The organism is Arthrobacter glacialis (assembly GCF_002909415.1).
GTDB lineage: Bacteria > Actinomycetota > Actinomycetes > Actinomycetales > Micrococcaceae > Specibacter > Specibacter glacialis.
In genome coordinates this window covers 1-24,477 of sequence record NZ_PPXB01000001.1, presented here as the reverse complement: position 1 = coordinate 24,477, position 24,477 = coordinate 1, and the positions used below count along the sequence as shown (strand labels likewise).

At 63.0% G+C, this 24,477-nt stretch carries 20 protein-coding genes; 11 read left to right on the top strand and 9 right to left on the bottom strand.

The window, feature by feature from the left end:
- Positions 1-26 precede the first annotated feature (26 nt).
- The gene (locus tag CVS28_RS00115) at positions 27-1,040 is read right to left on the bottom strand and encodes a glutathione S-transferase family protein (protein ID WP_103480257.1); all 1,014 of its coding nucleotides are present in this window, start codon (positions 1,038-1,040) and stop codon (positions 27-29) included.
- Between the two features lie 206 nt (positions 1,041-1,246).
- On the opposite strand from CVS28_RS00115, the gene CVS28_RS00110 reads away from it, so the two are divergent.
- Genes CVS28_RS00110 through CVS28_RS00090 form a run of 5 tightly spaced genes read left to right on the top strand, consistent with a single transcriptional unit; the run spans position 1,247 to position 6,229 of the window.
- The gene (locus CVS28_RS00110; RefSeq protein ID WP_103480461.1) at positions 1,247-2,380 is read left to right on the top strand and encodes an ABC transporter ATP-binding protein; all 1,134 of its coding nucleotides are present in this window, start codon (positions 1,247-1,249) and stop codon (positions 2,378-2,380) included.
- A complete protein-coding gene (locus CVS28_RS00105) occupies positions 2,380-3,066 on the top strand; it encodes an ABC transporter permease (protein WP_103480256.1) in 687 nt (228 codons plus the stop codon). Before CVS28_RS00110 ends, CVS28_RS00105 begins: the two co-directional genes overlap by 1 nt.
- Positions 3,063-3,860: an ABC transporter permease gene (locus CVS28_RS00100; RefSeq protein ID WP_103480255.1), complete on the top strand. Its 798-nt coding sequence runs from the start codon at positions 3,063-3,065 to the stop codon at positions 3,858-3,860. The genes CVS28_RS00105 and CVS28_RS00100 overlap by 4 nt, the downstream gene beginning before the upstream one ends.
- Entirely contained in the window at positions 3,857-4,801 is a 945-nt protein-coding gene (locus CVS28_RS00095) for an ABC transporter substrate-binding protein (protein ID WP_103463715.1), read from the top strand. The genes CVS28_RS00100 and CVS28_RS00095 overlap by 4 nt, the downstream gene beginning before the upstream one ends.
- 9 nt (positions 4,802-4,810) lie before the next feature.
- Positions 4,811-6,229 (top strand): dihydrolipoyl dehydrogenase family protein, encoded by a 1,419-nt coding sequence (locus tag CVS28_RS00090; protein ID WP_103463714.1) that lies wholly within the window; start codon positions 4,811-4,813, stop codon positions 6,227-6,229.
- Between the two features lie 49 nt (positions 6,230-6,278).
- On the opposite strand, the gene CVS28_RS00085 is transcribed toward CVS28_RS00090, so the two are convergent.
- The gene (locus tag CVS28_RS00085; RefSeq protein WP_103463713.1) at positions 6,279-7,412 is read right to left on the bottom strand and encodes a serine hydrolase domain-containing protein; all 1,134 of its coding nucleotides are present in this window, start codon (positions 7,410-7,412) and stop codon (positions 6,279-6,281) included.
- Positions 7,413-7,475: 63 nt separating this feature from the next.
- Entirely contained in the window at positions 7,476-8,807 is a 1,332-nt protein-coding gene (locus tag CVS28_RS00080) for a glycoside hydrolase family 125 protein (protein WP_103480254.1), read from the bottom strand.
- 111 nt (positions 8,808-8,918) lie between these two features.
- Between CVS28_RS00080 and CVS28_RS00075 the strand changes: the two genes are divergently transcribed.
- The 3 genes from CVS28_RS00075 to CVS28_RS00065 all read left to right on the top strand — a co-directional run bounded on the left by CVS28_RS00075 (position 8,919) and on the right by CVS28_RS00065 (position 15,453).
- Positions 8,919-12,077, top strand: a complete 3,159-nt coding sequence (locus CVS28_RS00075; RefSeq protein ID WP_103480253.1) for an alpha-mannosidase — start codon at positions 8,919-8,921, stop codon at positions 12,075-12,077.
- A complete protein-coding gene (locus CVS28_RS00070; protein WP_103480252.1) occupies positions 12,074-13,336 on the top strand; it encodes a glycoside hydrolase 5 family protein in 1,263 nt (420 codons plus the stop codon). The genes CVS28_RS00075 and CVS28_RS00070 overlap by 4 nt, the downstream gene beginning before the upstream one ends.
- A 164-nt stretch (positions 13,337-13,500) precedes the next feature.
- Positions 13,501-15,453: an acyl-CoA dehydrogenase family protein gene (locus tag CVS28_RS00065; protein WP_103480251.1), complete on the top strand. Its 1,953-nt coding sequence runs from the start codon at positions 13,501-13,503 to the stop codon at positions 15,451-15,453.
- Between the two features lie 101 nt (positions 15,454-15,554).
- Here the strand turns inward: CVS28_RS00065 and CVS28_RS00060 are convergent, their stop codons facing one another.
- Positions 15,555-15,980, bottom strand: coding sequence for a universal stress protein (locus CVS28_RS00060; RefSeq protein ID WP_103463708.1), 426 nt, complete (start codon positions 15,978-15,980; stop codon positions 15,555-15,557).
- A gap of 157 nt (positions 15,981-16,137) precedes the next feature.
- Positions 16,138-19,017, bottom strand: a complete 2,880-nt coding sequence (locus CVS28_RS00055; RefSeq protein WP_103480250.1) for an FAD-binding and (Fe-S)-binding domain-containing protein — start codon at positions 19,015-19,017, stop codon at positions 16,138-16,140.
- Positions 19,018-19,194: 177 nt separating this feature from the next.
- Between CVS28_RS00055 and rraA the strand changes: the two genes are divergently transcribed.
- Positions 19,195-19,668 carry a ribonuclease E activity regulator RraA gene (gene rraA, locus CVS28_RS00050; RefSeq protein ID WP_103463706.1) on the top strand — a complete coding sequence of 158 codons (474 nt, stop codon included), beginning with the start codon at positions 19,195-19,197 and terminating at the stop codon, positions 19,666-19,668.
- Positions 19,669-19,700: 32 nt separating this feature from the next.
- Here rraA and CVS28_RS00045 read toward each other — a convergent pair whose 3' ends face one another.
- The 3 genes from CVS28_RS00045 to CVS28_RS00035 all read right to left on the bottom strand — a co-directional run bounded on the left by CVS28_RS00045 (position 19,701) and on the right by CVS28_RS00035 (position 21,327).
- Entirely contained in the window at positions 19,701-20,156 is a 456-nt protein-coding gene (locus CVS28_RS00045) for a hypothetical protein (RefSeq protein WP_133159015.1), read from the bottom strand.
- Positions 20,157-20,247: 91 nt separating this feature from the next.
- Positions 20,248-20,739, bottom strand: coding sequence for an acyl-CoA thioesterase (locus CVS28_RS00040; RefSeq protein ID WP_103463704.1), 492 nt, complete (start codon positions 20,737-20,739; stop codon positions 20,248-20,250).
- Positions 20,740-21,327, bottom strand: coding sequence for a GNAT family N-acetyltransferase (locus CVS28_RS00035; protein WP_103480248.1), 588 nt, complete (start codon positions 21,325-21,327; stop codon positions 20,740-20,742). It lies immediately after the preceding gene.
- Positions 21,328-21,531: 204 nt separating this feature from the next.
- On the opposite strand from CVS28_RS00035, the gene CVS28_RS00030 reads away from it, so the two are divergent.
- Complete coding sequence (locus CVS28_RS00030; RefSeq protein ID WP_133159014.1) at positions 21,532-21,990, top strand: hypothetical protein; 459 nt, start codon at positions 21,532-21,534, stop codon at positions 21,988-21,990.
- Between the two features lie 47 nt (positions 21,991-22,037).
- On the opposite strand, the gene CVS28_RS00025 is transcribed toward CVS28_RS00030, so the two are convergent.
- Complete coding sequence (locus CVS28_RS00025; RefSeq protein WP_103463701.1) at positions 22,038-22,538, bottom strand: DUF456 domain-containing protein; 501 nt, start codon at positions 22,536-22,538, stop codon at positions 22,038-22,040.
- 112 nt (positions 22,539-22,650) lie between these two features.
- Here CVS28_RS00025 and CVS28_RS19870 point away from each other — a divergent pair.
- Positions 22,651-24,477: 13E12 repeat family protein (locus tag CVS28_RS19870; protein ID WP_207797138.1), on the top strand; the 1,827-nt coding region annotated here is incomplete at its 3' end.

The window sequence follows — 24,477 nt, the reverse complement described above, 5'->3', positions numbered from 1 at the left end:
CGAGGGGCCCAGCCGGCCAACGGTCCTCAGTCGTCCGCTGGACGGGTGGGGGCCGTTCCGCTTCCAAACGGGCGGCCACCTAGTGACTCCCGGCCGTGCGCCGTCGACCATCCCGAGGTGTCCGGGCCCGTCGGGATGATCCGGGTGGGGTTCAGGTCCTCATGCACCACGTAATAATGTTCCTTGATTTGCTCAAAGTTCACGGTGTCACCAAAGCCGGGAGTCTGAAAGAGGTCGCGCGCGTAGGCCCATAGGACCGGCATCTCGCTGAGCTTGTTGCGGTTGCATTTGAAGTGCCCGTGGTAGACGGCGTCGAAACGCACCAGCGTGGTGAAGAGCCGGACATCGGCCTCGGTGATGGTGTCACCCATGAGGAAGCGCTGGGTGGCCAGCCGCTCCTCCAGCCAGTCAAGGGCTGTAAACAAGCGCTCGTACGCCGCGTCGTAGGATTCCTGGCTGCCGGCAAATCCACACCGGTAAACACCGTTGTTGACCTCTGTGAATACGCGCTTGTTCACAATTGCCATTTCCTCGCGCAGCGCCTCGGGGTAGAGGTCCGGTGCTCCCTCGCGATGAAATTCGGTCCACTCGGTGGAAAAGTCAAGGGTAATTTGCGGGAAATTGTTTGTCACCACGGCGCCGCTGGGCACGTCAACCATGGCCGGGACGGTGATGCCTCGCGGGTAGTTGGGGGTGCGCTTGAAGTAGGCGTCCTGCAGGCGCGCAATCCCCAGCACAGGGTCCACGCCGCCCTCATCCAGGTCAAAGGTCCAGGAGCGCACATCATGCGTGGGGCCGCACACGCCAATGGAAATGGCGTCTTCGAGGCCCAGCAGGCGGCGAACAATGGTTGACCGGTGCGCCCACGGGCAGGCCCGTGCCACCACCAGGCGGTACCGGCCGGCTTCCACGGGGTAGCCGTCGGCAGCGTCGCCGGTGATGCGGGACTCAATATAGTTGGTGTCCCGGGTGTATTCGTCACCAGTGACGTAGATGCCCTGGGTGCCAAAGTCAGTCTGTGCATCGGAGTTTGTGTCCATGGAGTCAGCCTAAGACACCCGACTCACCCTCCGAGGCACTTTACGCAGCAAATGCAGCCTGCCTATGATCAACAGGCACCAGGTGAACGATCCACAAGAACGCCGCCCACAGTCAGGACCAACCCATGACGGCCCAAGAATCCACCGTCGCAGCACAGGCCAGCAGCACGTCCGCGCAGAAATCCGCCGGGCTGAACGGCCGCGCCATGGTTGAATTTCGGGGCGTCAGCAAGGTCTACCAAACAGGCCATCCAGCAGTTGACAATCTCAACCTCAGCATTGAAACCGGCAAGATTACCGTCTTTGTTGGGCCGTCAGGTTGCGGCAAGACCACGTCTCTGCGCATGATCAACCGCATGGTGGAGCCCACGTCCGGCATCATTACTGTTGGCGGGCGCGATGTGAGTTCCATCCCAGCCCCCGAACTGCGCCGCTCCATGGGCTATGTGATGCAGCAGGCAGGGTTGTTGCCGCACCGCACAGTCCTGGACAACGTCTCCACAGTGCTCCGGCTCAACAAGGTCCCGCGCGCCCAGGCCAGGAAACGTTCCTTGGAACTTCTGGAAACAGTGGGCTTGTCAGCGTCCATGGCAAGGCGCTACCCCAACCAGCTCTCCGGCGGGCAGCAACAGCGTGTAGGCGTGGCCCGGGCGCTGGCCGCCGATCCGCCAGTCTTGCTCATGGACGAACCCTTTTCAGCTGTGGATCCGGTGGTCCGGGCTGAACTGCAGCAGGAGCTGTTGCGGCTGCAGCGGGAACTGGCCAAAACCATTATCTTCGTCACCCATGACATCGACGAGGCCACCGTCCTGGGCGACACACTGGCAGTCTTTGCCAGTGGTGGCCGTGTGGCCCAATACGCGCCTCCGGAGGAAATTCTCCGGGCCCCCATTGATGACTTTGTGGCCGGCTTTGTGGGCCGTGACCGCGGTTTCCGGCGCTTGTCGTTCAGCCCCGGTGATTCCTTGCCCATCCACCCCGTTCCCACTGTCCTGTGGGGCGCGACCCTGCCGAACACGGCTGCCAACCCGGACGACGCCGAAGCTGGCGCCACCCCGGCTGCCACCGCTGGCTCCGAGTGGGTTCTGACTGTGGACGCCCACAACCGTCCGCAAGGCTGGCTGCTCCGTGGTTCGCACGCAGCATCAACACCGCTCGAGCTGATCCCGGGCGGCTCGCTGTTCCGTGACGGCGACCCCTTGCGCAACGCCTTGGACGCGGCACTCTCCTCCCCCTCCGGATGGGGTGTTGCCGTGGATGCCGAGGGCAAGGTGACGGGTGTAGTAAAGGCTGCGCAGGTTTTAGCCGCGATTGATGCCGCGCGGGAAAGTCGGTACTGATGCAGTGGTTTCTGGCCAACTTGGAGCAAGTGCTCAACCTCACGGGCTACCACCTGATCCAGGCCGTGGTGCCGCTGGTGCTCAGCGTCCTGATCGCCATCCCCCTGGCCCAGCTAGCCCGGCTGAACAAAGTGGCCGGTGGCATCATCTTGTCACTGGGCTCCCTGCTGTACACCATCCCGTCGTTGGCCTTGTTTGTGATTCTGCCGAGCATCCTGGGCACCAAGATCCTGGACTTTTCCAACATCATTGTGGCGTTGACCATCTACGCTGTTGCGTTGCTGGTCAGATCCACCTTGGATGCCCTCAATTCCGTGGACGACACCATCCGCCAGGCGGCCACGGCCATGGGATACAAACCGTTGCAACGGTTCCTGGGCGTTGACCTGCCACTGTCCATCCCGGTCCTTTTTGCCGGGCTGCGCGTCATTTCAGTCAGCAATATTTCACTGGTCACAGTGGGGTCCCTGTTGGGGATTCCCAGTTTGGGCTTCTTCTTCACCGACGGCCTGCAAAGAAATTTCCCCACCGAAATCGTGGTGGGGATTGTGGGCACCTTGGTCCTGGCGCTGTTGATGGACGTGGTGCTCGTGTTAGTGCAAAAACTGCTCACCCCATGGCTGCGAACAGCCAAACCAAGGCCGGCCCTTGCCAGTGACCTGCACACCGCGGCGGTGGAGGCATGATCGTAGTGACGGCGGCACTGCCAGCCACCAAGTACACGGGCACCGATCCGTTCAGCCAGGGCTGGGAATGGCTCAGCGATCCACTGAATTGGCAGGGCCCGCTGGGCATACCCGCACGGCTCGTGGAGCATTTGGGCTACTCGGCCCTGACGCTTCTGGTGTCGCTTGCCATCGCGATTCCACTGGGACTTTACGTGGGCCACACCGGCCGGGGACGAGGCTCGGTCATTGCCCTGGCCGGCATGCTGCGCGCCCTTCCAACGCTGGGCGTCATGACGTTGTTTGCCCTCATCGCCACCTCATCACTGTCCCTCATGCCAGCCATCTGGGCACTGGTGTTACTGGCCGTGCCACCCATTTTGACGGCCACGTATGCGGCCATTGCTGCCGTTGACAGGGGGCTGGTTGATGCCGCCCGCAGCATGGGCATGACAGAACGGCAGATCTTGTTTGGCGTAGAGGTCCCCAACGGACTCACCGTGATGTTGGGCGGATTCCGCTCCGCCGTGCTCCAGGTAATATCCACTGTAGCCGTGGTGGCTTTCATCAGTCTTGGCGGGCTGGGGCGGTACATTATTGACGGCTTGGCGGTACAGGATTACGGTCAGGTACTGGGTGGCGCGGTAGTTATTGCCGCGCTGGCCATTGCCCTTGACGGTTTGCTGGCACTGGTGCAGCGGGCAGTGCTTTCACCGGGCCTGAAGGAAGCCAAGCCAGTACCTGATCAGCCAGTCGCGGCCCAGGAACCCACAATTTCACAAGCAACAGCCGGTCTTACAGGAGAAAAATCATGACAAAGAATTCCTTGCCCACCCGCCGCGCACTCATGGGTGCGGCAGCTGGTCTCTCCATTGCTTTTGCCGTAACAGCCTGCGGCGGCGGTAATCCCTTGGGTGCGGCCAGCAGCGGCTCGGCCGGATCGGGCGGATCAGTGGTGGTGGGTTCAGCCAACTTCCCCGAAAACGCCATCCTTGCCGAGATCTATGCCGGCGCGTTGAACGCAGCGGGCGTCACGGCCACCACCAAGCTGAACATCGGCGCCCGCGAGGTCTACCTGACGGCTCTCCAAGACGGTTCCATCGATGTGGTCCCCGAATACACCGGCAATCTGCTGGGCTACCTTGACACCAGCAACACTGTCATTGATGGTGCGGGAATTTTGGCTGCCCTGCCCGCTAAACTTCCCACGGGTTTGAGCATTTTGACGGCCGCTTCGGCTGAGGACAAGGATGCAATTGTTGTTACGGCGGAGACGGCCGCCAAGTACAACCTCAAGTCCATTGCGGACCTGGCACCGGTGTGCAAGGATCTGATCCTGGCCGCGCCGTCGGAATTTTCAACGCGCCCTTATGGCCTGCCCGGCCTGGCCAAGCTCTATGACTGCGTGCCGAAGAGCTTTGTGCCCTTCAGTGCCAGTTCCGAAGCCTTGAACCTTAAGGCACTGCTGAACAATGAAGTTCAAATTGCTGACATCTTCACCACTTCCCCGGAAATCACGGCCAACAAGCTGGTTGTGCTGGATGACCCCAAGGGCCTAATCGGCGCCCAGCAGGTTGTCCCCCTGGTCAAGACTGAGAAGGTCAATGACGCGGCAAAGACTGCTCTGGACGCTGTTTCCAAGCAGCTGACAACGGCGGATTTGATCGCCTTGCGCACCCAGGTTGAGGGCGCTTCAAAGATGGATCCCAAGGCCGCGGCTGCGCAGTGGCTCAAGGACAAGGGCATCACCAAGTAAGGAGCCGTCATGGCCACCACTGAGAAAACTGCGGTTGTTGATGTTGTTGTCGTGGGGATGGGCCCGGGCGGCGAGTCGGTGGCCGGGGAACTGGCCGCCGCCGGACTGAAAGTAGTGGGCGTGGAGTCCGGCCTGGTGGGCGGAGAGTGCCCCTACTATGGCTGCGTCCCCTCCAAAATGATGATCCGGGCCGGCAATGCCGTGGCTGAGGGACTGCGCATTCCCGGCTTGGCCGGCCAGGCGCAGATCACGGCCGACTTTTCCGTGGTGGCCAAGCGCATCCGTGCCGAGGCCACCGATGATTGGGACGACGCCGTCGCGGCCAAGCGTTTCACCGACAAGGGCGGGCACCTGATTCGCGGCACCGGCCGGCTGGCTGGCCCCCGTGAGGTCACGGTATCAATGCCCGACGGCGGTGAGCGCACCTTCCGTGCACGGCTGGCTGTGGTGCTCAACCCGGGCACGAATCCGGCCTTGCCCTCCGATCCCAGCTTGTCCGGGACACCGTTCTGGACCAATCGGGAAGCTGTTCAAGCCACCGAGGCGCCCGCCTCGCTGGTGGTTTGGGGTGCCGGGCCCATTGCAGTGGAACTGGCGCAGGCTTTTGCCCGCTTTGGCTCAAAGGTAACTGTTGTTGCTCGTGGGCCGGGGCTGCTTTCGCGCGAGGAACCCCAGGCAGCCAAACTTCTGGCTGAGGTGTTCCACAGCGAGGGCATCAAGATCCTGAACAACACCAACATCACTGCCGTGCGGCACTCGGCGGGTGGTTTCCGCATTGAAGCCACGGATTCCGCGGGAAAGGTCAAGCGCCTCCGCGCCGAAAAGTTCCTGGTGGCCACCGGGCGCACCATGGCGTTGGCTCCCCTGAACCTGTCCGGGGCAGGCATCGAGTGGGACGGCAAAACGGCCCCCAGCGTGGACCCCCACCTGCAACTGGCCGAAGGGCTGTACCTGATTGGCGACGCCGCTGGGGCCGGGGCCTTCACCCACATGTCCATGTATCAGGGCAACATTGTGTCCGGCCACATCCTCGCCAAGCATGCAAAGCAGGCGGACAGGGGTTCCGCCGAATCCCATGCCGTGCCTCGCGTGACGTTTACGGATCCTGAGATTGGCGCCGTCGGACTCAGCGAAAAGCAGGCACGGGAGGCGGGCCTGTCCATCCGGGTGGGGCTTACTGAGGTGAGTGCGTCCACGCGAGGTTGGATTCACAAATCCGGCAACCAAGGCTTCATTAAGGTCATCGAGGACACCCAAACGGGCGTTTTGGTGGGGGCCACCTCCATGGGCCCGCATGGCGGGGAGGTACTTTCGGCGCTGGTCCTGGCGGTCCATGCCCGCATCCCGGTGGCAACACTGAAAACCATGATTTACGCCTACCCCACGTTCCACCGGGCCATCGCCCAGGCCCTTGCTGATTTGAAGTGAGCAGACCCCGCAGCCTGAGATTGCGCCTACCGGCACATCTGTGAGGTGATTAGCCGAGGATGGCCTTGCGCACGGCTGCGCTGAGTTGCATGGCGCGCCCGCTCGTTGTCCCTTCCTCATTCCAGGCTGGAACGTAGCCGAAGCCAACGCCATACAGCGGATCCGCGTAACCCAGAGAGGCATTGGCACCCTCGTGTCCGAAGGCCTGCGCGCTGCCAAAGTCCATGCGCGGGTGGGATTTCATGAAGGTAATGGCAAAGGCACTGGTGTCGCAAAAGACCCTGTCCAGGCCCCACACCTGTTCCTGGCTCATGAGGGCAACAGTCTCCGGTGTGAGGTACGCGGGCAGGCCGTCGATCCCTGTGATGGCGCCGGCATACACACGGGCCAGCCCGTCGGCGGAGCCCACGCCGGCACCACTGGTGCTGCCTTCGGCGCGAATACTGCGGAGATTGGGCATGCCCAGCAAGTTGCCGGCTTGAACGTTGCCGGACACCCCTGCCATGGAATGCGGGTCAAAGAATGCCGGGCCTGGTTCCTGCGTGAACAGCACGGGACGGAACCGCGACTCTTCGGACTCCGGCACGCCAAGGAACATGCTGGCCGCATAGGGCTCACGGATACGGCGGTTGTACACATCCTGCAGGCGTTCGCCGGTGACGCGGCGGCACAGTTCCTCCAGGAAAACGCCCATGGTGAGCGCGTGGTAGCCAAAGATGCCGCTGCCGGGGCGCCACATGGGCGCCAGCGCGGCCAGCCGGTCCGCCACGGCCGGCAAATCGTTGTACTCCTCCATGGCGAAGCCGCCCTGCACACCCACCAGTCCCGCTTGGTGTGACAAAAGCTGGCGCACTGTGATGGTCGCCTTGCCGTTGCGGGCGAACTCGGGCCAGTATGTGGCCACCGTGGCGTCCAGATTGATCAGGCCGTCTTGAACCAGCAGGCTGAAGGCGAGCGCGGCAACGCCCTTGGAACAGGAAAAGACGCCAGTGATCGAATCAGCCGCGGAGTCGGGGCCGCCCACCAGGCCAACCACCTGGCTCCCATTGAGGTAGACGGACAGCTGCGCACTGTAGCCGGGATCGGCACTGAGCATGGAATCAAAAAGCTCCCGGACGGGGGCAAATTGTTCGCTGGCAAGTCCGTGGGACGCAGTGGTGGTCGACTGCTCTAATGACGTCATGAACCCACTCTAGAGAATGTGCGTCCCGCAATGCACAAAGCCATCGCTGCGGACGCGTTGGTTTCAATTGCCAAGGTCACAATAGTCCAGCAGCAATTCGGCAAACATGGAGTTGGCCCACGAGAACCAGGGCCGGGTGAACCGTGCGGGATTGTCCACATCGAATCCCTCGTGCATGGCGCCCGTGCCGCCTGTTGTGTCACGCAGCAGCTGCAGCAGCCGCAACTTCTCGGTTTTCTCCGGGGTGGTGAGCCCCTGCACGGCCATTCCGATGGGCCAGATGTAGCCCGACGGCGTGTGGGGGCTGCCGATTCCGGCTGCGTGCGAGCCCCGGTAGCAATAAGGGTTTTCCCCGCTCAAAATAAACGCCCGGGTGGCCAGGTACAGCGGGTCGTCCTGGTCAATGCCGCCGGTCAGGGGCAGTGAGAGCAGGCTTGGCATGTTGGCGTCATCCATCAACAAGGTGTTGCCCAGCCCGTCCACCTCGTAGGCGTACATGTCCCCGTGCAGGGGGTGGTGAATCACGCCAAATTCCGCCACTCCGGCGGCAATCTCCGCCGCCAGCGAGGCGGCGTCTGAGGCGAGCTGGCCGTCGTCGTAAATTTCGGCGGCAATCTCCGCCAGCTGCCGCAGCGCCTGGGCGGCGAACAGGTTGCCGGGCACGTTGAAGCTGTAAACGCAGGCGTCGTCGCTGGGACGGAATCCGGCCCAGGTCATGCCGGTGATGCCCAGCGCTGGGCCCTTTCCACCCCGCTGCAACGTTTCGCTGGGCAAATCAGTGTTGCGCACAAAGCTGTACGGCGAGTTCTTCTCATGGTCTTGTTCGAGCCGCAGCTGATTCACAATGGTGCGCAGGACACCGTGGACCGCTTCGTCAAAGACGTCGGTGCGTGTGGTGCGCCGCCACACGGTGTGGGCCAGCCAGAGGGGGAACGCCAAGGAGTCCACTTCATATTTGCGTTCCCAGACCCACGGATCATCGCAGCAGTCTTCCGGGTCGTAGGAGGCGCCGTTGGCTTCCTGATTGAAGGCGTTGGCGTAGGAATCCTGGGCCACATACTGAAATTGGCGCTTGCTCAGGCCCGCTAGAAGCTCGTAGAGCGCCGGGCCGTCCGAGGAGTCCAAAAACCTCAGAAACGGCAGCATTTGGGCGCTGGAGTCGCGCAGCCACATGGCGGGGATGTCGCCGGTGATGACAAAGGTGGTGCCGTCGGCTTCCCGGCTGAGAGTGGTCTCAAGTGTGTTGCGCATGCCCTCGTGGAAGATGCTGGCAAGTTCAGGGTCGCCGGTGATGGTTTCTATCAGCTCGGCACACTCGAGCAAGGGCCCCTTGAGGAACTCCCGCCCGTCCCATGCCGCCACTATTTCTTTCGACGCGGGGCCTTCATTGCCCATGTTTTCTCCTTAGCTGATGGAACACAACAGCTTATGTGCGCCCGGAGAGACTCGCCACACTAGACTGTCATTTCAGCCGCTCTGCTGCCCGTTATTGGAAGGTATCCGCACATGCATGACAAACACGGCCTGATCCAAAACCGGCTCAAGCGAGTCCTCACCGAACGCATCCTCCCGGCCATCCATACCCCGGTCGCCCCCTTGGAGCTGACGGCGTGGCATGTGGAAGGTGGCCAGGGCGAACCAGTCGATCCCGCACTTGCCCTGCCCCACTCCGGCGTTTCCGGCGAAGTGGACTACCAGCCTTTCGCAGTGGGCCAGCAGTGGGGTCCGGCGTGGGGCACCAGCTGGATCCATGTCACCGGCACGGTGCCCCCGCAGGCGCGCGGCCACCAGGTGGAGCTTGTGGTGGACCTGGGCTTCAGCCAGTCCTGGCCAGGATTTCAGGCCGAAGGTTTGGCCTACCGCCCGGACGGCACCACCATCAAGGCGCTGAACCCGCTGAACACCTGGCTCCCGGTGTCATCGGCGGCGCAGGGCGGGGAACCCATTGACCTCTTCGTTGAGGCCGCCGCGAACCCCTTCGTCTTCACCGACAACCCCTTCATCCCCACTGCGCTGGGGGAAAAATTCACCGCCGGGAGCGCCCCGCGCTACACCATGGCCCGGGCGGACATCAACATTTTCAACACCGAAGTGTGGGAGCTGGCACAAGACCTCGAGGTGCTGGACCAGCTGGCCACCGAGCTGGATCTGGGCAACCCGCGCCGCTGGGACATCTTGTATGCGCTGGAACGCGCGCTCGACGCCGTTTCCCTCTCAGACATACCCGGCACAGCTGCCGCGGCCCGCGCCCAGCTGGCCGAGGTCTTGGCCCAACCGGCCAATGCCAGCGCCCACCAGATCACGGCCATTGGGCACGCACACATTGACTCGGCGTGGCTGTGGCCTGTGCGTGAGACGGTGCGCAAAGTGGCCCGCACGGCCTCCAATGTGGTGAACCTGCTCTCCGAGTATCCCGAGCTGCAATTCGCCATGTCCTCCGCCCAGCAGTACGAATGGCTCAAGGAGCACCGGCCGGAGGTGTTCGCCAAGGTCAAAGACGCCGTGGCACAGGGACGCTTCATCCCGGTGGGCGGCATGTGGGTGGAATCGGACACCAACATGGTGGGTTCGGAGGCCATGGCCCGCCAGTTCAGCTACGGCCAGCGCTTCTTCCAAGAGAACTTCGGCATCGAGTGCCAGGAGGTGTGGCTGCCGGACTCCTTTGGCTACTCTGCAGCGCTGCCACAGATTGTGAAGCAGGCAGGCGCCCAGTGGTTCCTGACACAAAAGATTTCCTGGAACACCGTCAACAAGTTCCCACACCACACCTTTAACTGGGAGGGCATCGACGGCACCCGCGTGTTCACACATTTCCCGCCCGTCGACACGTACAACTCCCAGCTGTCCGGCGCTGAACTGGCGCACGCTGTGAACAACTTCCGAGACAAGGGCGCCGCGAAGAACTCCCTGGTCCCGTTTGGCTGGGGCGACGGCGGAGGCGGGCCCACGCGTGAAATGCTGGCTCGGGCGAGGCGCACCAAAAACCTGGAAGGCTCACCCCGGGTCACCATCGCTTCGCCGGCCGAGTTTTTCATCGCCGCGCAGGCCGAATACCCCAACGCGCCGGTATGGAAGGGCGAGCTGTACCTTGAGCTGCACCGCGGCACCTACACCTCCCAGGCCTTGACGAAACAGGGGAACCGCCGCAGCGAACACCTGCTGCGTGAGACCGAGCTATGGAGCGCAACGGCGGCCGTGCGCGGACTCATCGACTATCCGTACGAGGAGCTCGACCGGATCTGGAAGCTGGTGCTGCTGAACCAGTTCCACGACATACTGCCCGGCTCCTCCATCGCCTGGGTGCACCGCGAAGCTGCCGAAAGCTATGCCCGGATTGCCAGCGATCTCGAAGAGATCATCAGCCCGGCGCTGCTTGCGCTGGCGCCGTTTGTCGATCCCCAGCCGCTCCCCACCCTCGCAAGCTCGGCCGGGGACCCCTCGCGGCCGTGGCCCCGTGTCGAGACCTCGGAGCGGGATTTCGCGAACACCACGCTCTTCAACGCTTCCCCCTACCCGCGCGGCGGCGTTGCCCCACTCAGCGCGGGTGTCGCGGGGCCACCCACAACGAAGGTGGCGGTGGAGCGCGACGGGAGTGACGTCGTCGTACACAACGGGCTCATCACCGTCCGCTTCGGCGCGGACGGCGTCATCAGCTCGATCCTGGACGTGGCCGCAAACCGCGAATTGGTGCCGGCCGGGCAGGGCGCCAACCTGTTGCAGCTGCACACGGATTTCCCCAACATGTGGGACGCCTGGGACATTGACGAGTTTTACAAAAACACCGTCACGGACATTCGAGAACTGGATTCGATGGAGGTCACGATGCTGGGCAACCAGCCCGAGATCACCATCAAGCGCAGTTTTCGGAAGTCGCACATCAGCCAGCGTGTGCGCATCTCACCGGATTCCAAGGTCATCACGGTCTACACCGACGTCGATTGGCACGAGCAGGAGACACTGCTGAAGGCAGCCTTCCCGCTCGACGTGCACGCCGACCACGCCCGCTTCGAGACGCAGTACGGGCACATTCAGCGCGCCACGCATGAGAACACCTCGTGGGACAACGCCCGTTTTGAGGTGTGCGCACACCGCTGGGTCCATGTGGGCGAGCCCGGTTTTGGCGCGGCCGTCATCAACGATTCCACCTACGGGCACGACGTTTCCCGCCACCCCGGGCGCAACGGGTCCAGTTTCACCACGGTGCGGCTTTCATTGCTGCGTGGGCCGCGTTTCCCCGATCCGGAGACTGACCAGGGCCAGCATTCCTTTAGTTACGGGCTCGTGGTGGGCGCCGAGGTACAGGACGCTGTGGCTGCCGGCTATGCGCTGAACCTGCCGTGGCGCGGTGTTCCAGCCGATGGCGCCGCCGTCGAGCCCCTCGTCAGCACGGACTCGCAGGCAGCCCTGATTGAGGCCGTGAAGCTGGCAGATGACCGCAGTGGCGATGTGATTGTGCGCCTGTACGAGCCGCTTGGCGCCCGGGCGTCGGTGACGCTGAGCGCATCCTTCCCCGTGGCTGCCGTGGCGGAAAACAACCTCCTTGAACGGCCGTACGACGCCGGTTCACTCACGGTTTCCGCGGCGGACGACGGCACATCCACGATTCACCTGGCCTTGCGTCCCTTCCAAATCCTGACTCTGCGTTTGCGGAAAGGCAATAAATGAACCTCCCCTCCCCCGCTGCGGGCCGCCCGAATCCCTTGCGATGGGGCGTGAACTACACACCCAGTGAGGGCTGGTTCCACTCCTGGCAGGACTTTGACGTGGACGCGGTGCGGGCTGACTTTGAGTCGATTGCCGCCCTGGGTCTGGACCACGTGCGCATCTTCCCGCTGTGGCCACTGCTCCAGCCCAACCGCGCCCTGATCCGGCCCGCCGGCATTGCCGATGTGGGCCGGGTGGTAGACGCCGCCGGCGAGTTCGGCCTTGACGTCTCGGTGGACGGTTTGCAGGGGCACCTCTCCAGCTTTGACTTCCTGCCGGCCTGGGTGACCAGCTGGCACCGCCGCAACATTTACACGGACCCGGAAGTGGTTGAGGCGGAGGCTGCGCTCATCACAGCCCTGGCCGCCGAGGTCACTTCCCGTCCCAACGTGCTGGGCATGACTGTGGGCAATGAGACCAACCAGTTCGCGGTGGAACGGCACCCGGACCAGCAGGTCACCTCCCCGGATGAAATGCGGGAATGGTTCAACACCCTGCTTGCTGCGGCCCGCAAGGCCTGGCCCACGGGCATGCACCAGCACAGTTTTGATGACAACGCCTGGTTTGTGGACAGCTGCCCCGTCACGCCGGCGCACGCAGCAACCCTGGGCGATGCCACCACGGTGCACTCCTGGGTCTTCGTGGCCGTGGCGCACCTCTTCCCGCAGGGCCACCCGGCCCGGACACTGTTTGCCGACTACCTGATCCAGCTGGCGGATGCTTACTCCAACGACCCCGCCCGGCCCATCTGGCTGCAGGAAATTGGCGCCCCGTACCCTGCCGTTCCGTTCGGCGGCGCGGCCGACTTCCTCGAGCAGAGCCTGCGTCCCGTGCTGGACACGCCGAATCTCTGGGGCGTCACCTGGTGGTGCTCGCACGATGTCAGCCGCAAGCTGGCGGACTTCCCGGAACTGGAATACACCCTGGGTCTGCTGGATTCGGACCGCCGCCCCAAGCCAGCCGGGCTGCGCCTGGCCGAACTGATCGCCGCCGAGAAGGCCAATCCCACTCCGGTGCGCCAACGCAGCACGGCCCTGTCCTTTGATCCGGGCAACGAAGCAACGGGTGTTGGCCGCTCGGTGGCCGATCCCTCCGGAGAGCTGTTCAAAGGCTGGCTGGAACTGGCTGCGGCCGGGCAGAAGCCTGCCTTGGTCCGTTCTTCCAAGACGTCCGACGCCGGATACCTCGCCGCCCGCGGCATCACCGACGTGCGCAACTAGTATTTGACCGATTCAAAAAAGCCCCGGCCCACGCCGGGGCTTTTTTGCACCTCCGCTGACCTCTAGCCGCCGAGTGTACCGGGGAGTAGGCTCGCATCAATCGATGCGATGTACCGGATCCACAAGCCTGCAGTGTTCACGCCGCTGGCGGAAATGAGGAAGCCATGAGCGCTGATGTTGATGCTGGCGGAGTGCGTGTCACCGCCGAGGATGCCAGAAACGCTGCGGAAGCGGCCCGGGAAACTGCGTGGGAACGCCCCAGTTTTGCCAAGGGCCTGTATCTTGGCGCCTTTAACGTTGATCTCATCCATCCCCACCCGCTCCCCTCGGCCGAGGATACCGAGCGCGGGGAGGCATTCTTGGAAAAGGTAACGGCCTACGCCAAGACCATCGACGGTGCGCGGATTGAACGGGAGGCAAAAATTCCCGACGAGTACCTGGCCGGCTTGGCAGAACTAGGTGTATTCGGCATGAAAATCCCGATTGAGTATGGCGGGCTTGGTCTGAACCTGACGTACTACGGCAGGGCGCTGGCCATCTTGGGCAGCGTCCACCCGGCGTTTGGCGCCCTCGTATCCGCCCATCAATCCATCGGCGTGCCGGAGCCCGTGAAAGTATTTGGCACAGCTGAGCAAAAACAAAAGTACCTGCCCCGCTGTGCCGCCGGGGCTGTCACGGCGTTTCTGCTCACTGAGCCGGATGTGGGTTCCGATCCGGCCCGCATGGGCGCTCTTGCCGTTCCGTCGGAGGACGGCAGCGAGTACCTGCTGGACGGCGTGAAACTCTGGACCACCAACGGTGTCATTGCCGAGCTTGTGGTGGTCATGGCGCTGGTCCCCTCTCGCGGGCTTGACGCGGCAGGGCGTAAGACCGGCGGCATCACGGCCTTTGTGGTTGAGGCCAACTCCCCCGGCATCACTGTTGAAAACCGCAATGCGTTCATGGGTTTGCGCGGCATTGAAAATGGTGTGACCCGCTTCCACCAGGTGCGGGTCCCGGCCGAGAATCGTTTGGGCCGTGAGGGCCAGGGCCTGAAGATCGCCCTGACAACTTTGAACACGGGGCGCCTGTCCATTCCGGCGATGGCGGCCGGCGCGGCGAAGTGGTCCCTGAAGATCGCCAGGGAATGGTCCGGTGCCCGCATTCAGTGGGGAATGCCCGTGGGGCAGCACGAGGCCGTTGGCAAGAAGCTGGCTTTCATGGCCGCCACTGCCTTCGCCCTGGAGGCCGTCTTTGAACTGTCGGCGGCATTGGCCGACGCCGGCATGAAGGACGTGCGCATCGAAGCCGCCTTGGCGAAGCTCTGGTCCTCCGAGTTTTCCTACAAGTGCGCCGATGAACTGGTCCAGATTCGCGGCGGGCGCGGTTATGAGACGGCGGCGTCCCTTGCGGCCCGCGGCGAACGCGCGGTGCCTGCCGAACAATTGTTGCGGGATCTGCGGATCAACAGGATCTTTGAGGGCTCCACGGAGATCATGCACCTGCTCATCGCCCGAGAGGCGGTTGATGCGCATCTGGCTGCGGCCGGCGATTTGGCGTCCACCACGGCAACGCTGGCGGAAAAAGGGAAGGCGGCCATGGGTGCCAGCGGTTTCTATGCCAAGTGGCTGCCGCAGCTGGTGGTGGGCAAGGGGATGGATCCGCGCTCCTACAACGACTTTGGCCTACTCGCCAAGCATGTGCGCTTTGTGGAGAGGGAGTCCCGGAAGCTGGCACGGCAAACCTTTTATGCCATGGGCCGCTGGCAGGGAAAACTTGAGTACAAGCAGGCGTTCCTGGGGCGGATAGTTGATATTGGGGCGGAGCTTTTCGCCATTTCAGCCTGCTGTTCACGTGCGGAGATGCTCCGGCTCAAGGACCCCCATCAGGGCCGCTCGGCAGCAACACTGGCCGACGCCTTCGCTTGGCAGTCGCGGCTGCGTGTGGAGGCGTTGTTCAGCGAGCTTTGGCACAACACGGACGACTCGGACAAGTCCCTGAGCGAGGAACTGCTTGCCGGGCAGTTCACCTGGCTGGAAGAGGGCGTCCTTGACCCCTCGGAAGGCACTGGCCCGTGGATTGCCAGCGCGGACCCCGGTCCGTCCACCCACGAGAACCAGCACCGCAAATATCGCTGACACATGAGCCGGCGGTACCGGAACATCCTGTTCGTCCGGTGCACAGAAAGCACAAAACCCCCGCAGCGGTGAACGCTGCGGGGGTTTTGAAAAGAAGAGTTTTAGCCGTCGGTCTTGACGATGTAGACGTCGCACGGGGCGTTGTGTGACACGGCGTTGGCTACGGAGCCAAGAACGCGGGCCAGGCCCTGCATGCGGACGTTACCCACAACAATCAGTTCGGCGTTGAGCTTGGTGGCCTCTTCGAGCAGAACATCTGCCGGCTTGCCCAGGGCCGAGGAGTACTCAGTCTTGACGCCGGAGATCTTCAGTTCTTCAGCAACACGCTGAGCAACACGCTCGGCCTCATCGGCGGTGGACAGGAACCACTCGTCGTTGCCAATGGCTACCTTTTCGGTCTTGTCTTCGCCGAATGCGGTAACAACGCGCAGGGTGCGGCCGGTGGCCTTGGCCAGTTCAGCGGCTACGCGGGCAGCCTTCATGGACGTTGAGTTGCCGTCTACGCCGACAATGATGATTCCAGCCATTTTTCATCCTTATGTTTAGTCTCCACAGCACCGGCACATTGCGCGCCGGCGCCAATCTTGAACCCTACTTTAGCCACAAAAGCTTTCATTTAGGCCGGAACGTGGGCGAACTTACCCGCCTATTACTTGAAAACGTGGCAAATGACGCCCGATCGCCCTATTTCCGCCCCGCGTGCACAGCCACGGCGTCTGCCAAGATCTCCACCACGTGGCGGTAGTTCTCGCCCGTGGCACGGCTCATCCCCAGCTCGCACGTCCTATTGCAAGAGGCATGCGCGGTTGCGTCCATCGCCACAACATCGGCGGCCTGCGCCGCCGTGGCGGACGCCGTCAGCTCCGGATGCAGCATTCCGCGATCCCCGGCAAAACCGCAACAGCCCCAGCCATCCGGGACCTGGACCGACTCAGCCACAGCCCCCGCCACCTGCGTTAGCGCCGCATTCAAGCCCAACCGTACGGAGGAACACGTGGGGTGCAGGGCCAATGAGTCCAGCCGGGCCGACCCCTCACCCAACAGCGGCAGCAGCCGTTCGGCGGTAAACGCCACAGCATCAACCACCCGCAGCGGCTTCTGCCCGGGAGCCAACACCTCGCTTTCAAGGGTGTGCAGCAGCCCCTCGGTACAACTGGAAGCATCACAAATGATCTCCAATTCCCCGTCCCGTGTGGCCGCACGCAGCAGCTTCAACGTCCGCTGGTGCATGCCCGTCAGACCCGCGGCCATGCCCTTGGACGACCACGGCGTACCGCAGCACGCACTGTCAATTCCCTCGGGAACCAGCAGCTCAACTCCGGCGGCGGCACACAGCTGCTCAAAACTTGCTTGCACACCGGCCGTTCCCGCCTCAGCAGGCCCAAACATGACGTTGACGCAGGCGGGGAAATACACGGCCGCCGCTCCCCCTGCTGGCGCGGGCCGGCGTCGCGCCTTCCCTCCGGCGGGCAGTTCGGCCGAATACAGCGGCAGCGTGTCCTCACCCAGCACCTTGCGCCCCAACTTGTTCACGGGGAGCACGACGGCGGCTGGCACCTTCGCGGCCACGCCCAGTGCCAGCCCGGCTCCCTGGGTGACGGAGCCCCAATGCTTGGCGGCGGCGCCCCAGACCGCGTTTTCCACGGTACCGGCAGCCTCCGTCCGCAAATGCTTGACCAGTGTGCCGGTGTTGATGTCCACGGGGCAGGCTGTTTGGCACATGCCATCCACCGCGCAGGTATCCACGCCGGCGTAGTCGTAGTCCGCGGCCAGGGCGTCGGCGAGCGCCACGTCCCCGTCGCGCCGGGCCGCGGCCATGTCGCGTAGCGTGACAATGCGCTGGCGCGGGGTCAAGGTGAGGTTCTTGCTGGGACATACGGGTTCGCAGTAGCCGCAGGAAACGCAGCGATCCACCTCGGGATCCACCTCCGGCGGCGCCATTTTTATGTGGCGCAAGTGTGCTTTCACGTCGTCGTCGAGGATGACGCCAGGATTGAGCATCCCCGCAGGGTCACAAAGTGCCTTGATCCGGCGCATCACCTCATACAGTTCATCCCCATACTGCCGGCGCACAAACGGGGCCATGACCCGGCCCGTGCCGTGTTCTGCCTTGAGCGAGCCGCCCTCAGCCAGCACCACATCCACCATGTCTTCGGTGAACGCCTCGTAGCGGTCAAGCTCATCCTGGCTGGCGAACCTATCCGTCAGCATGAAGTGAATGTTGCCGTCCTTGGCGTGCCCAAAGATGACCGAATTCTCATACCTGTATTTGGTAAACAAGGTGTTCAGTTCCAGGCAGGTGCGGGCCAGTGCGGGAACGGGGACCACCACATCCTCCAGCAGTGCCGTAGTGCCCGGCGGCCGGGCCCCCGCCACGGAGGTGTACAGGCCCTTGCGCAGATGCCAGAGTTCGGCCCGGACAGTCGAGTCGGAACTGAACTCAGCGGGGCTCTGCAGCCCCAGCGTGCCCGCCAGGGCTACCGCAGCAGCGTTAAGGTCAGCCAGCTCGGCCGCATTGCCGCTTTGGTATTCCACCAATAGCGCCGCGTGGTTGTGCACCTTCAAATCGCGTACGACGCCGGGCACCTGACTGAGCCCCTGGCCCACCCGCAGTGCAAGTGCGTCCATGAGTTCCACGGTGGCGGCGCCACTGTCCACCAACGCAGGCAATGCCGTATTGGCGGCTTGGAGGTCTTTGAAAACCAGCAGACCCGAAGTGGCATGGGCCAGCCGGGGCACTGTCCTAAAGACTGCCTCGGCCACGAATCCCAAAGTGCCTTCGCTGCCCACCAGAAGGTGCGCCAAAATGTCCACGGGATCCTCAAAATCAAGCAAGGAGTTCAGTCCGTAGCCCATGGTGTTCTTCATGGCGAATTGGCGTTCAATGGCGGCTCGGGAAGCCGGGTTGTTGCGGACCCTCTCAGCAAGCTCGCCAAGACCGGCAAACAGTTCAGGCTCCAGCGAGCGCAGCCGGGCCGAGGCATCCGGGGCTGCCGTGTCAATGACGGTGCCGCTGGGCAGTACAAGAGTCAGCGACTCCAGTGTTCTGTAAGCGTTGTCGGTGGTCCCGCAGGCCATGCCCGAGGAGTTATTGGCGACAACCCCGCCGATGGTGCAGGCAGCCTCGCTGGCCGGGTCCGGCCCAAACTTGCGTCCGTACCGCAACAGCCGGGCATTGAGATCACGCACGGTCACGCCAGGTTGCACCCTGACGCGGGCACCGCCGTCGAGCACGTCAATGGCGCGGAAGTTCTTGCGCACATCCACCAGCAGACCGCCGCTGACGGCCTGGCCACTGAGGCTGGTGCCACCGGAACGCAGCGTCAGCGGCAGCCCACGAGCGGCACTGACCACCATCAGCTTCGCCACTTCGGCGGCGTTTTCCGGGACCGCAACGGCTTGGGGAATCAAGAGGAAATGGGAGGCGTCGTGGGCGTTGGCGTGGCGGTCAAGTGCCCTGGTTCGGGTCTGCTCCGGGGCGCGCATGGCGCCCGTGATGTCTTGGAGCAACTGCCCAGACAAGGCCCGCGTGTCCCCCACAGTTTGACCGGTCCGCTCCGACATATGTGCCCCTTAGTCCTCAAAAGTTGGTTCGTGCAGCTGCGCTGTGCGCCGGTGTGGCGGCACGTTCATGACCAGTCTTATGGGCGCTCCTGTGTGACGCAACATCGGCAGGCTCTCGCTTTGGGAGTGTTCGGCGCTTTATGCTGAGCGAATACTAACATCGACGTTGGGAGCCCCATGACTATCTCCACAGCAGATCTCTATGACGAACGAGGGCCGGAGTTGGCCTCCGTGTCAGTGCAATTTCGGGATTTTGGTGCTGTCACCACTTTTAGCGGCCCGGCACGAACCATCCGGTGCTCTGCGGACAACGCACTCATAAAGACCCTGTTGGCAACCCCCGGTCGGGGCGCCGTCCTGGTGGTCGACGGCGGCGGCTCCTTGGAGAATGCCCTCATGGGGGACATGATTGCCCAGTCAGCTGTGGACCATGGCTGGTCCGGGGTGATCATTTACGGTGCCATCCGTGACAGCGAAGCGATCCGGACCCTCCCCTTGGGAGTGAAAGCGTTAGGGACGAACCCTGCCAAGAGCGCCAAGGACGGCGTTGGACGCCAAGATGTCCCCGTGCACCTGGGCCGAGTGACCATCACGCCGGGCGACATGGTTTACGCCGATCCCGACGGAATACTTGTCACGCAGGCTTCCTGAGGGACGTTAAGTCTGCCGCGGGCACCTGGTATTCAGGCACCGTCCCCCTCCGCTGCCATCTCGAGCACCACATCAGCCTCATCACGCAGTTCCGTGCCGTCTTGGGCAACTGCAGTGGCGGCCATGGCGCTGATGAGCGGGCCTCCGCTGGCAACATCCCGGTGGGTCACCTTGTAGTGGCTTTCCCACTTCACGTAGCTGTTGGCGGCCAGGGCGCCCACCGTCAGTTCATCGAGGGAGAGCAGCTTTATGTAGCGCAGTTGTGTCATGTCAGCGTTACTCAGGGACATGGGCACCAAGCGCACGCGCGCAAGCGGCTCCGTACCTTCGTTGATGACGTAGCTGGTGAAGGTGACCAATCGTCCCGGGCCGGCCGCGGTGCACCGTGTTGTGTGCAGCAGCGTCAGCCCTCTGCGCGGCATGTCTGCGTGCTGCAACACAACACTTGCGCGAAGCGTCTGTTGCTCCATATTATTCTTCGGCTCCATGCAATCGCTCCCTGTAGATTTCACGCCTACTTTAAAGGAGTGCAAAGCGAAGCGATTCTGACGCGGTTTCCAAATAATCCTTGCACAAGTCCTAGGAGCGAAAATTCTTGGGCCCCAGAAGTGGCTGCAGCTGGGCCTTCTTCGCCGCGGAAATCCGCACCAGCCTGCCATTGGATTCGTCAAGAAAAGCCAGGACGGTTTCAGCAACAACACACTTGGCTTGCGTGATGGGATCGAAAATCGCATAGGCCACAGTGAAACTGGCGCCCTTGATGGAGCTGATCCACACATCCACCACGGCAGGAATGTTGCGATAGTTCAGCGGCGTCAGGTACTTGACCCTATGTTCCACCACCAAAGCCTGGGTGTTCCTCGGCAGATCCGCAAACACGGGACGGGCAACGGCAACGCCGGGAAGGCCCGTGCCGGCGGGTGGGCCAAAGGCATGCACCCGCGCTTCCTCCAGGATTCGCAGAACTTCCACGTTGTTGATGTGCCCATAGGCGTCCATGTCTCCCCAGCGCATGGGCACAGCCAGCGTAAGCCGGCTGTCGCCGTCGAACGTCTCCTGGAAATCCGCCATCTACTGCACCGGCCATTCTCGGTTCAGGATGGCGTAGTGGCGCAGCGTGACCCACTCGCCCTTGCACCAATCGGCTTCCACAAATGTGGCCTCCTGACGCATCCCCAACCTAGTCATCAACGCGGCTGATTTTTCATTTCGGTCATCGCAGATGCCTTCCACCCGGTGCCAGCCAAAGTGGCCGAAGGCGATCTCCAGTGCGGCTGTGCAGGCAGCAAAGGCAATGCCAAGGCCTTGCACCGCGGGGCTGAAAACAAAACCAATCTCGCCCCGGAGCGGATTTGCTGCGTCCCACTTCAGCAGAACTTCCCCGACTGCCTCATTGGTGGGTCCATGCTCCACAGCCAAGTCCAGCCACTGGCCGGGGGTTTGCAGCTCTTTTTGGGTCACCATTGCGGCCAATGTCAGTTCGGTGTCGGCCACGGTTTGCGGCGGGTGCGGCAGGTAGCGGGCCACCTGCGCCAAGGACCTGTACTCGTTGACTGCCAGCACATCCGCCATGGTGACCGGACGCAGGCGCACGCCCTGGGCCTGGTAGGGGTAGGGCGGCTGCACCGGGGCCGGGACAGTGTGAGCAACTGAAGACATGTTCAGATCCTAGTGGGGAATTCACATTCCACGCCCGATCATGTGGCCTCACCCGCCCCGCATGGGCCAAAGACTCAACGCGCCAGGATCCACAGCCTCGCCACAATCCGCCATCGCGGGCCCTGGCTCAGGCCCTGACCGAAGCCCGGGATTGTCTGGGCACTTTCGCGGGAAACAGTCAGGGTCCTTGGATACCATGAGCCCATGCCTGTTGTTTCAAATACTCGACGCCGCGTGGAACTTGTTCTGGTTCCACTCGTGGCTGCCTTTTGCATGGCCTTGATTATTGGTGCCATAGTGCTTGATCGCGATGGCCGCCCCTGTTCCTCACCCAATTGGGACAACCACTTGACACTTACCTTGAGCGATTCCTCCAGGGCCGCAAGTGTCACGGCATGTTCGGGCAACGAATGTGTCCCCATGGCTCCCACGTTCGCCAAAAGCGCTAAGGGAAACACACAATTGCTGGCCCACCAAAAGGACGGATCGTGGCTGCTCAATGTAGGAGCGCAGCCGCCCACTGCCATGAGTTTCAAGGTCTTCGATCAGGCCGGAAATGTTCTGGCCGCGAAGTCGACGGATTTAAATTGGACGCGAGTCTCAGGCAATGAACGCTGCGGCGGCCGCATGGCTGACATCAAAGTGGGCCTGGCTGTTCCTTAGGAGGCCAGCCGCCGACTTGCTAGCGCTTCAGTACTAGCGGCTCAGTACTAGCGGTTCAGGAAGTGAATCAGCACACCGGCGGCCCAGGTGCCGGCTGCCAACGAGGCAAAGCCAAACTCCACCAAGATGCCCAGCCCCGTGGCCTTGAGAGCAGCAACAGAGGAAGTTACGGCTGGGCGAAACTCCTTCTGGCGGGCAAATTCTGACAGGAACAAGCCTACGGCGAATCCCACCAGCAAACCCACCACCGGGATCACAAAGAACCCCACTACTCCCAGCACCAAGCCTATGACCACAGATCTCCCGGGAATGGCGCGCTGCTTCATGACCCGCCCCGTCAGCACGGCGCTGGAAACCATGCCCGCCGCAACAAATAGCACAGCAATGCTAAAAACTATCCAGCCCAGCGGGGAGCCCAGCACCAACGCCCATACCAGCAAGCTCACGCCTATCAGCAAGCTTCCGGGGAGAACTGGCACAATGACCCCCGTGGCGCCCACGGCAATGGCCAGGCCGCAAACAATTGTCCAAATGATCTGTGCATCCATCCTGCAATAGTGTCACCCATTCGTGCCGCCGGGCACCATGGACAACAAGATCGGTAGAATATTTGTTCGTGAGGCTATTGCGTTGTGGTAACGGTGGGCGTATTCTGAGGGTATGAGTATTCCGGTGATTGTCCCCGGAGATCGGGGCGGTGAGGCCACGCAGGATGTGGCCCGGTTGCTGGCTGGGATTGTTCTTCCTTCCATTGAATCCTTTGGCCCTGACAATGCTGTGTTGGTGGGGTTGCCGGCGTTTGTTCCCTCGGTGGTGTCGGGGCCGGAGCCACTGTCAAGAGTGGGTGTTGCCCGGGGTGTGTACGATGCTGCGATGGCGGCGTTGGCTGTTGTGAAGCGTTTGGAGGATGCCACGGCTGCTTGCAAGGCGGCCTTGGTGGCGAAGGTGTTGGGGGCAGCGCAGGTGGAGGCTACGGCTGTGGCGTTGGATCGGTGGCAGTCCGGGGTCGCTGCCTCTAGTGCGTGCGCGGACATCGCTTTGACCCTGTGTATTCCCGAACGTTCCGCCGCGGTGCTGGCGCACCAGGCCGTGGAGCTGCTGGCCCATCCGGGGACGATGGCGGCGTTGGAGGCGGGAGAGCTTTCCTTCCGCCATGCGGGCATCATCATCGATGAGGGGCAGACCTTGGCGGAAACCCCGGGTATCACCGCAAGGGACATGGCAGCCTTCGAGGCACGGTTGTTGGTTCTCGCGCCGGGGACCACGGCGTCGGGATTCGCTGCGAAAGCCAGGCGCGCCCGGGAATCCACCCACCCCTGGACTCTGACGACCCGCACCAAGCAGGCCTACGAGAAGCGGGCCATGACCTTGGAACCGGGCAAGGACGGCATGTCATGGCTGACCCTGCACCTGCCCGCTGTGGCAGCGGAGGGGGTCTGGGTAAACTGCACCCGCACAGCCCGTGCCATCAAACACCAAGCACGCCGCGCAGCAGCTCTCACAGGACAGGGCGCTGGGGTCGACTCCGGGGAGTACCGGACGCTGACCCAGCTACGCATTGACGTGGCCGCCGCCCTGCTGCTGAACCAACACCCCCTAGGTGAGAACCCCACCAGATCCGGCACTGACACTGGTACTGGTACTGGTACTGGTACTGGTACTGGTACTGGTGACGGTAGCGGCACTGGCACTGGCACTGGACACAGTGGCGAGGCCCCCAACGGCCCTACCGCCAGCAACACCCCGGGCGGTCCTACCGTCAGTGGTGGCAGCTTCAACACCACCATGGGCGGCACTCAAGCGGGTGCCGAGGCTGGCACTGCTGGCCCTGGTTCTTCTGGCGTTGTTGGTATTGCAGGAACCGCTGAAACCGCTGGTGGTAGCAGTCGCGGCGCCAGCGCAGGCTGGGCCGGGGCCGTCGGCGAGGTCCCTTTTGGCAGTAAGTCAGCTTTCGGGGTCACCTTGTTTGATCAGGAGCCCGTCTGGGCCCACCGGGACCCTCATGAGCCGGTGGGCCGCTACTTGAACCCGGACCCCACCCCGAAGACCACCGCCGCTCCCGAACCACACCCCAGCCCTAGCACCAGTCCCGGCTCTGGGCCCAGTCCCAGCACCAGCCCTAGCTCCAGTCCCGGCTCTGGCACCAGCCCCAGTCCCAGTCCCAGTCCCAGCTACAGTCCTAGTCCCAGTCCCAGTCCCGGTCCTAGCACCGGTCTGGGGCTGGCAGAGGGTTTTGTTCCCGAAGGCGCCGGCGGGGCGCAGCTGTTGTTCGGGGTGGTGTGCGGGGGTGGGATTCTGCCCTTCACGGGTGAGAACGCGGCAACCGGTGGTGGGGTGAATGGTGACTCTGGGCCGGATGGCCCTAGTGCGGGTGAAACTGGTGCGGATGAAGTGCTTTTCGGGGAGCTGCTGGGGGATGGTTCGGGTTATGTTGACGGTGTGGTCGATGGCATCCCAGACAGTCCTGAACGGGATTATCTGGACCAG

What these genes read in the sequence shown, in the direction of transcription:
- CVS28_RS00115 (WP_103480257.1), bottom strand. Translation starts at nt 1,040, where the DNA reads ATGGACACAAACTCCGATGCACAGACTGACTTTGGCACCCAGGGCATC.
- CVS28_RS00110 (WP_103480461.1), top strand. Translation starts at nt 1,247, where the DNA reads ATGGTTGAATTTCGGGGCGTCAGCAAGGTCTACCAAACAGGCCATCCA.
- CVS28_RS00105 (WP_103480256.1), top strand. Translation starts at nt 2,380, where the DNA reads ATGCAGTGGTTTCTGGCCAACTTGGAGCAAGTGCTCAACCTCACGGGC.
- CVS28_RS00100 (WP_103480255.1), top strand. Translation starts at nt 3,063, where the DNA reads ATGATCGTAGTGACGGCGGCACTGCCAGCCACCAAGTACACGGGCACC.
- CVS28_RS00095 (WP_103463715.1), top strand. Translation starts at nt 3,857, where the DNA reads ATGACAAAGAATTCCTTGCCCACCCGCCGCGCACTCATGGGTGCGGCA.
- CVS28_RS00090 (WP_103463714.1), top strand. Translation starts at nt 4,811, where the DNA reads ATGGCCACCACTGAGAAAACTGCGGTTGTTGATGTTGTTGTCGTGGGG.
- CVS28_RS00085 (WP_103463713.1), bottom strand. Translation starts at nt 7,412, where the DNA reads ATGACGTCATTAGAGCAGTCGACCACCACTGCGTCCCACGGACTTGCC.
- CVS28_RS00080 (WP_103480254.1), bottom strand. Translation starts at nt 8,807, where the DNA reads ATGGGCAATGAAGGCCCCGCGTCGAAAGAAATAGTGGCGGCATGGGAC.
- CVS28_RS00075 (WP_103480253.1), top strand. Translation starts at nt 8,919, where the DNA reads ATGCATGACAAACACGGCCTGATCCAAAACCGGCTCAAGCGAGTCCTC.
- CVS28_RS00070 (WP_103480252.1), top strand. Translation starts at nt 12,074, where the DNA reads ATGAACCTCCCCTCCCCCGCTGCGGGCCGCCCGAATCCCTTGCGATGG.
- CVS28_RS00065 (WP_103480251.1), top strand. Translation starts at nt 13,501, where the DNA reads ATGAGCGCTGATGTTGATGCTGGCGGAGTGCGTGTCACCGCCGAGGAT.
- CVS28_RS00060 (WP_103463708.1), bottom strand. Translation starts at nt 15,980, where the DNA reads ATGGCTGGAATCATCATTGTCGGCGTAGACGGCAACTCAACGTCCATG.
- CVS28_RS00055 (WP_103480250.1), bottom strand. Translation starts at nt 19,017, where the DNA reads ATGTCGGAGCGGACCGGTCAAACTGTGGGGGACACGCGGGCCTTGTCT.
- rraA (WP_103463706.1), top strand. Translation starts at nt 19,195, where the DNA reads ATGACTATCTCCACAGCAGATCTCTATGACGAACGAGGGCCGGAGTTG.
- CVS28_RS00045 (WP_133159015.1), bottom strand. Translation starts at nt 20,156, where the DNA reads ATGGAGCCGAAGAATAATATGGAGCAACAGACGCTTCGCGCAAGTGTT.
- CVS28_RS00040 (WP_103463704.1), bottom strand. Translation starts at nt 20,739, where the DNA reads ATGGCGGATTTCCAGGAGACGTTCGACGGCGACAGCCGGCTTACGCTG.
- CVS28_RS00035 (WP_103480248.1), bottom strand. Translation starts at nt 21,327, where the DNA reads ATGTCTTCAGTTGCTCACACTGTCCCGGCCCCGGTGCAGCCGCCCTAC.
- CVS28_RS00030 (WP_133159014.1), top strand. Translation starts at nt 21,532, where the DNA reads ATGCCTGTTGTTTCAAATACTCGACGCCGCGTGGAACTTGTTCTGGTT.
- CVS28_RS00025 (WP_103463701.1), bottom strand. Translation starts at nt 22,538, where the DNA reads ATGGATGCACAGATCATTTGGACAATTGTTTGCGGCCTGGCCATTGCC.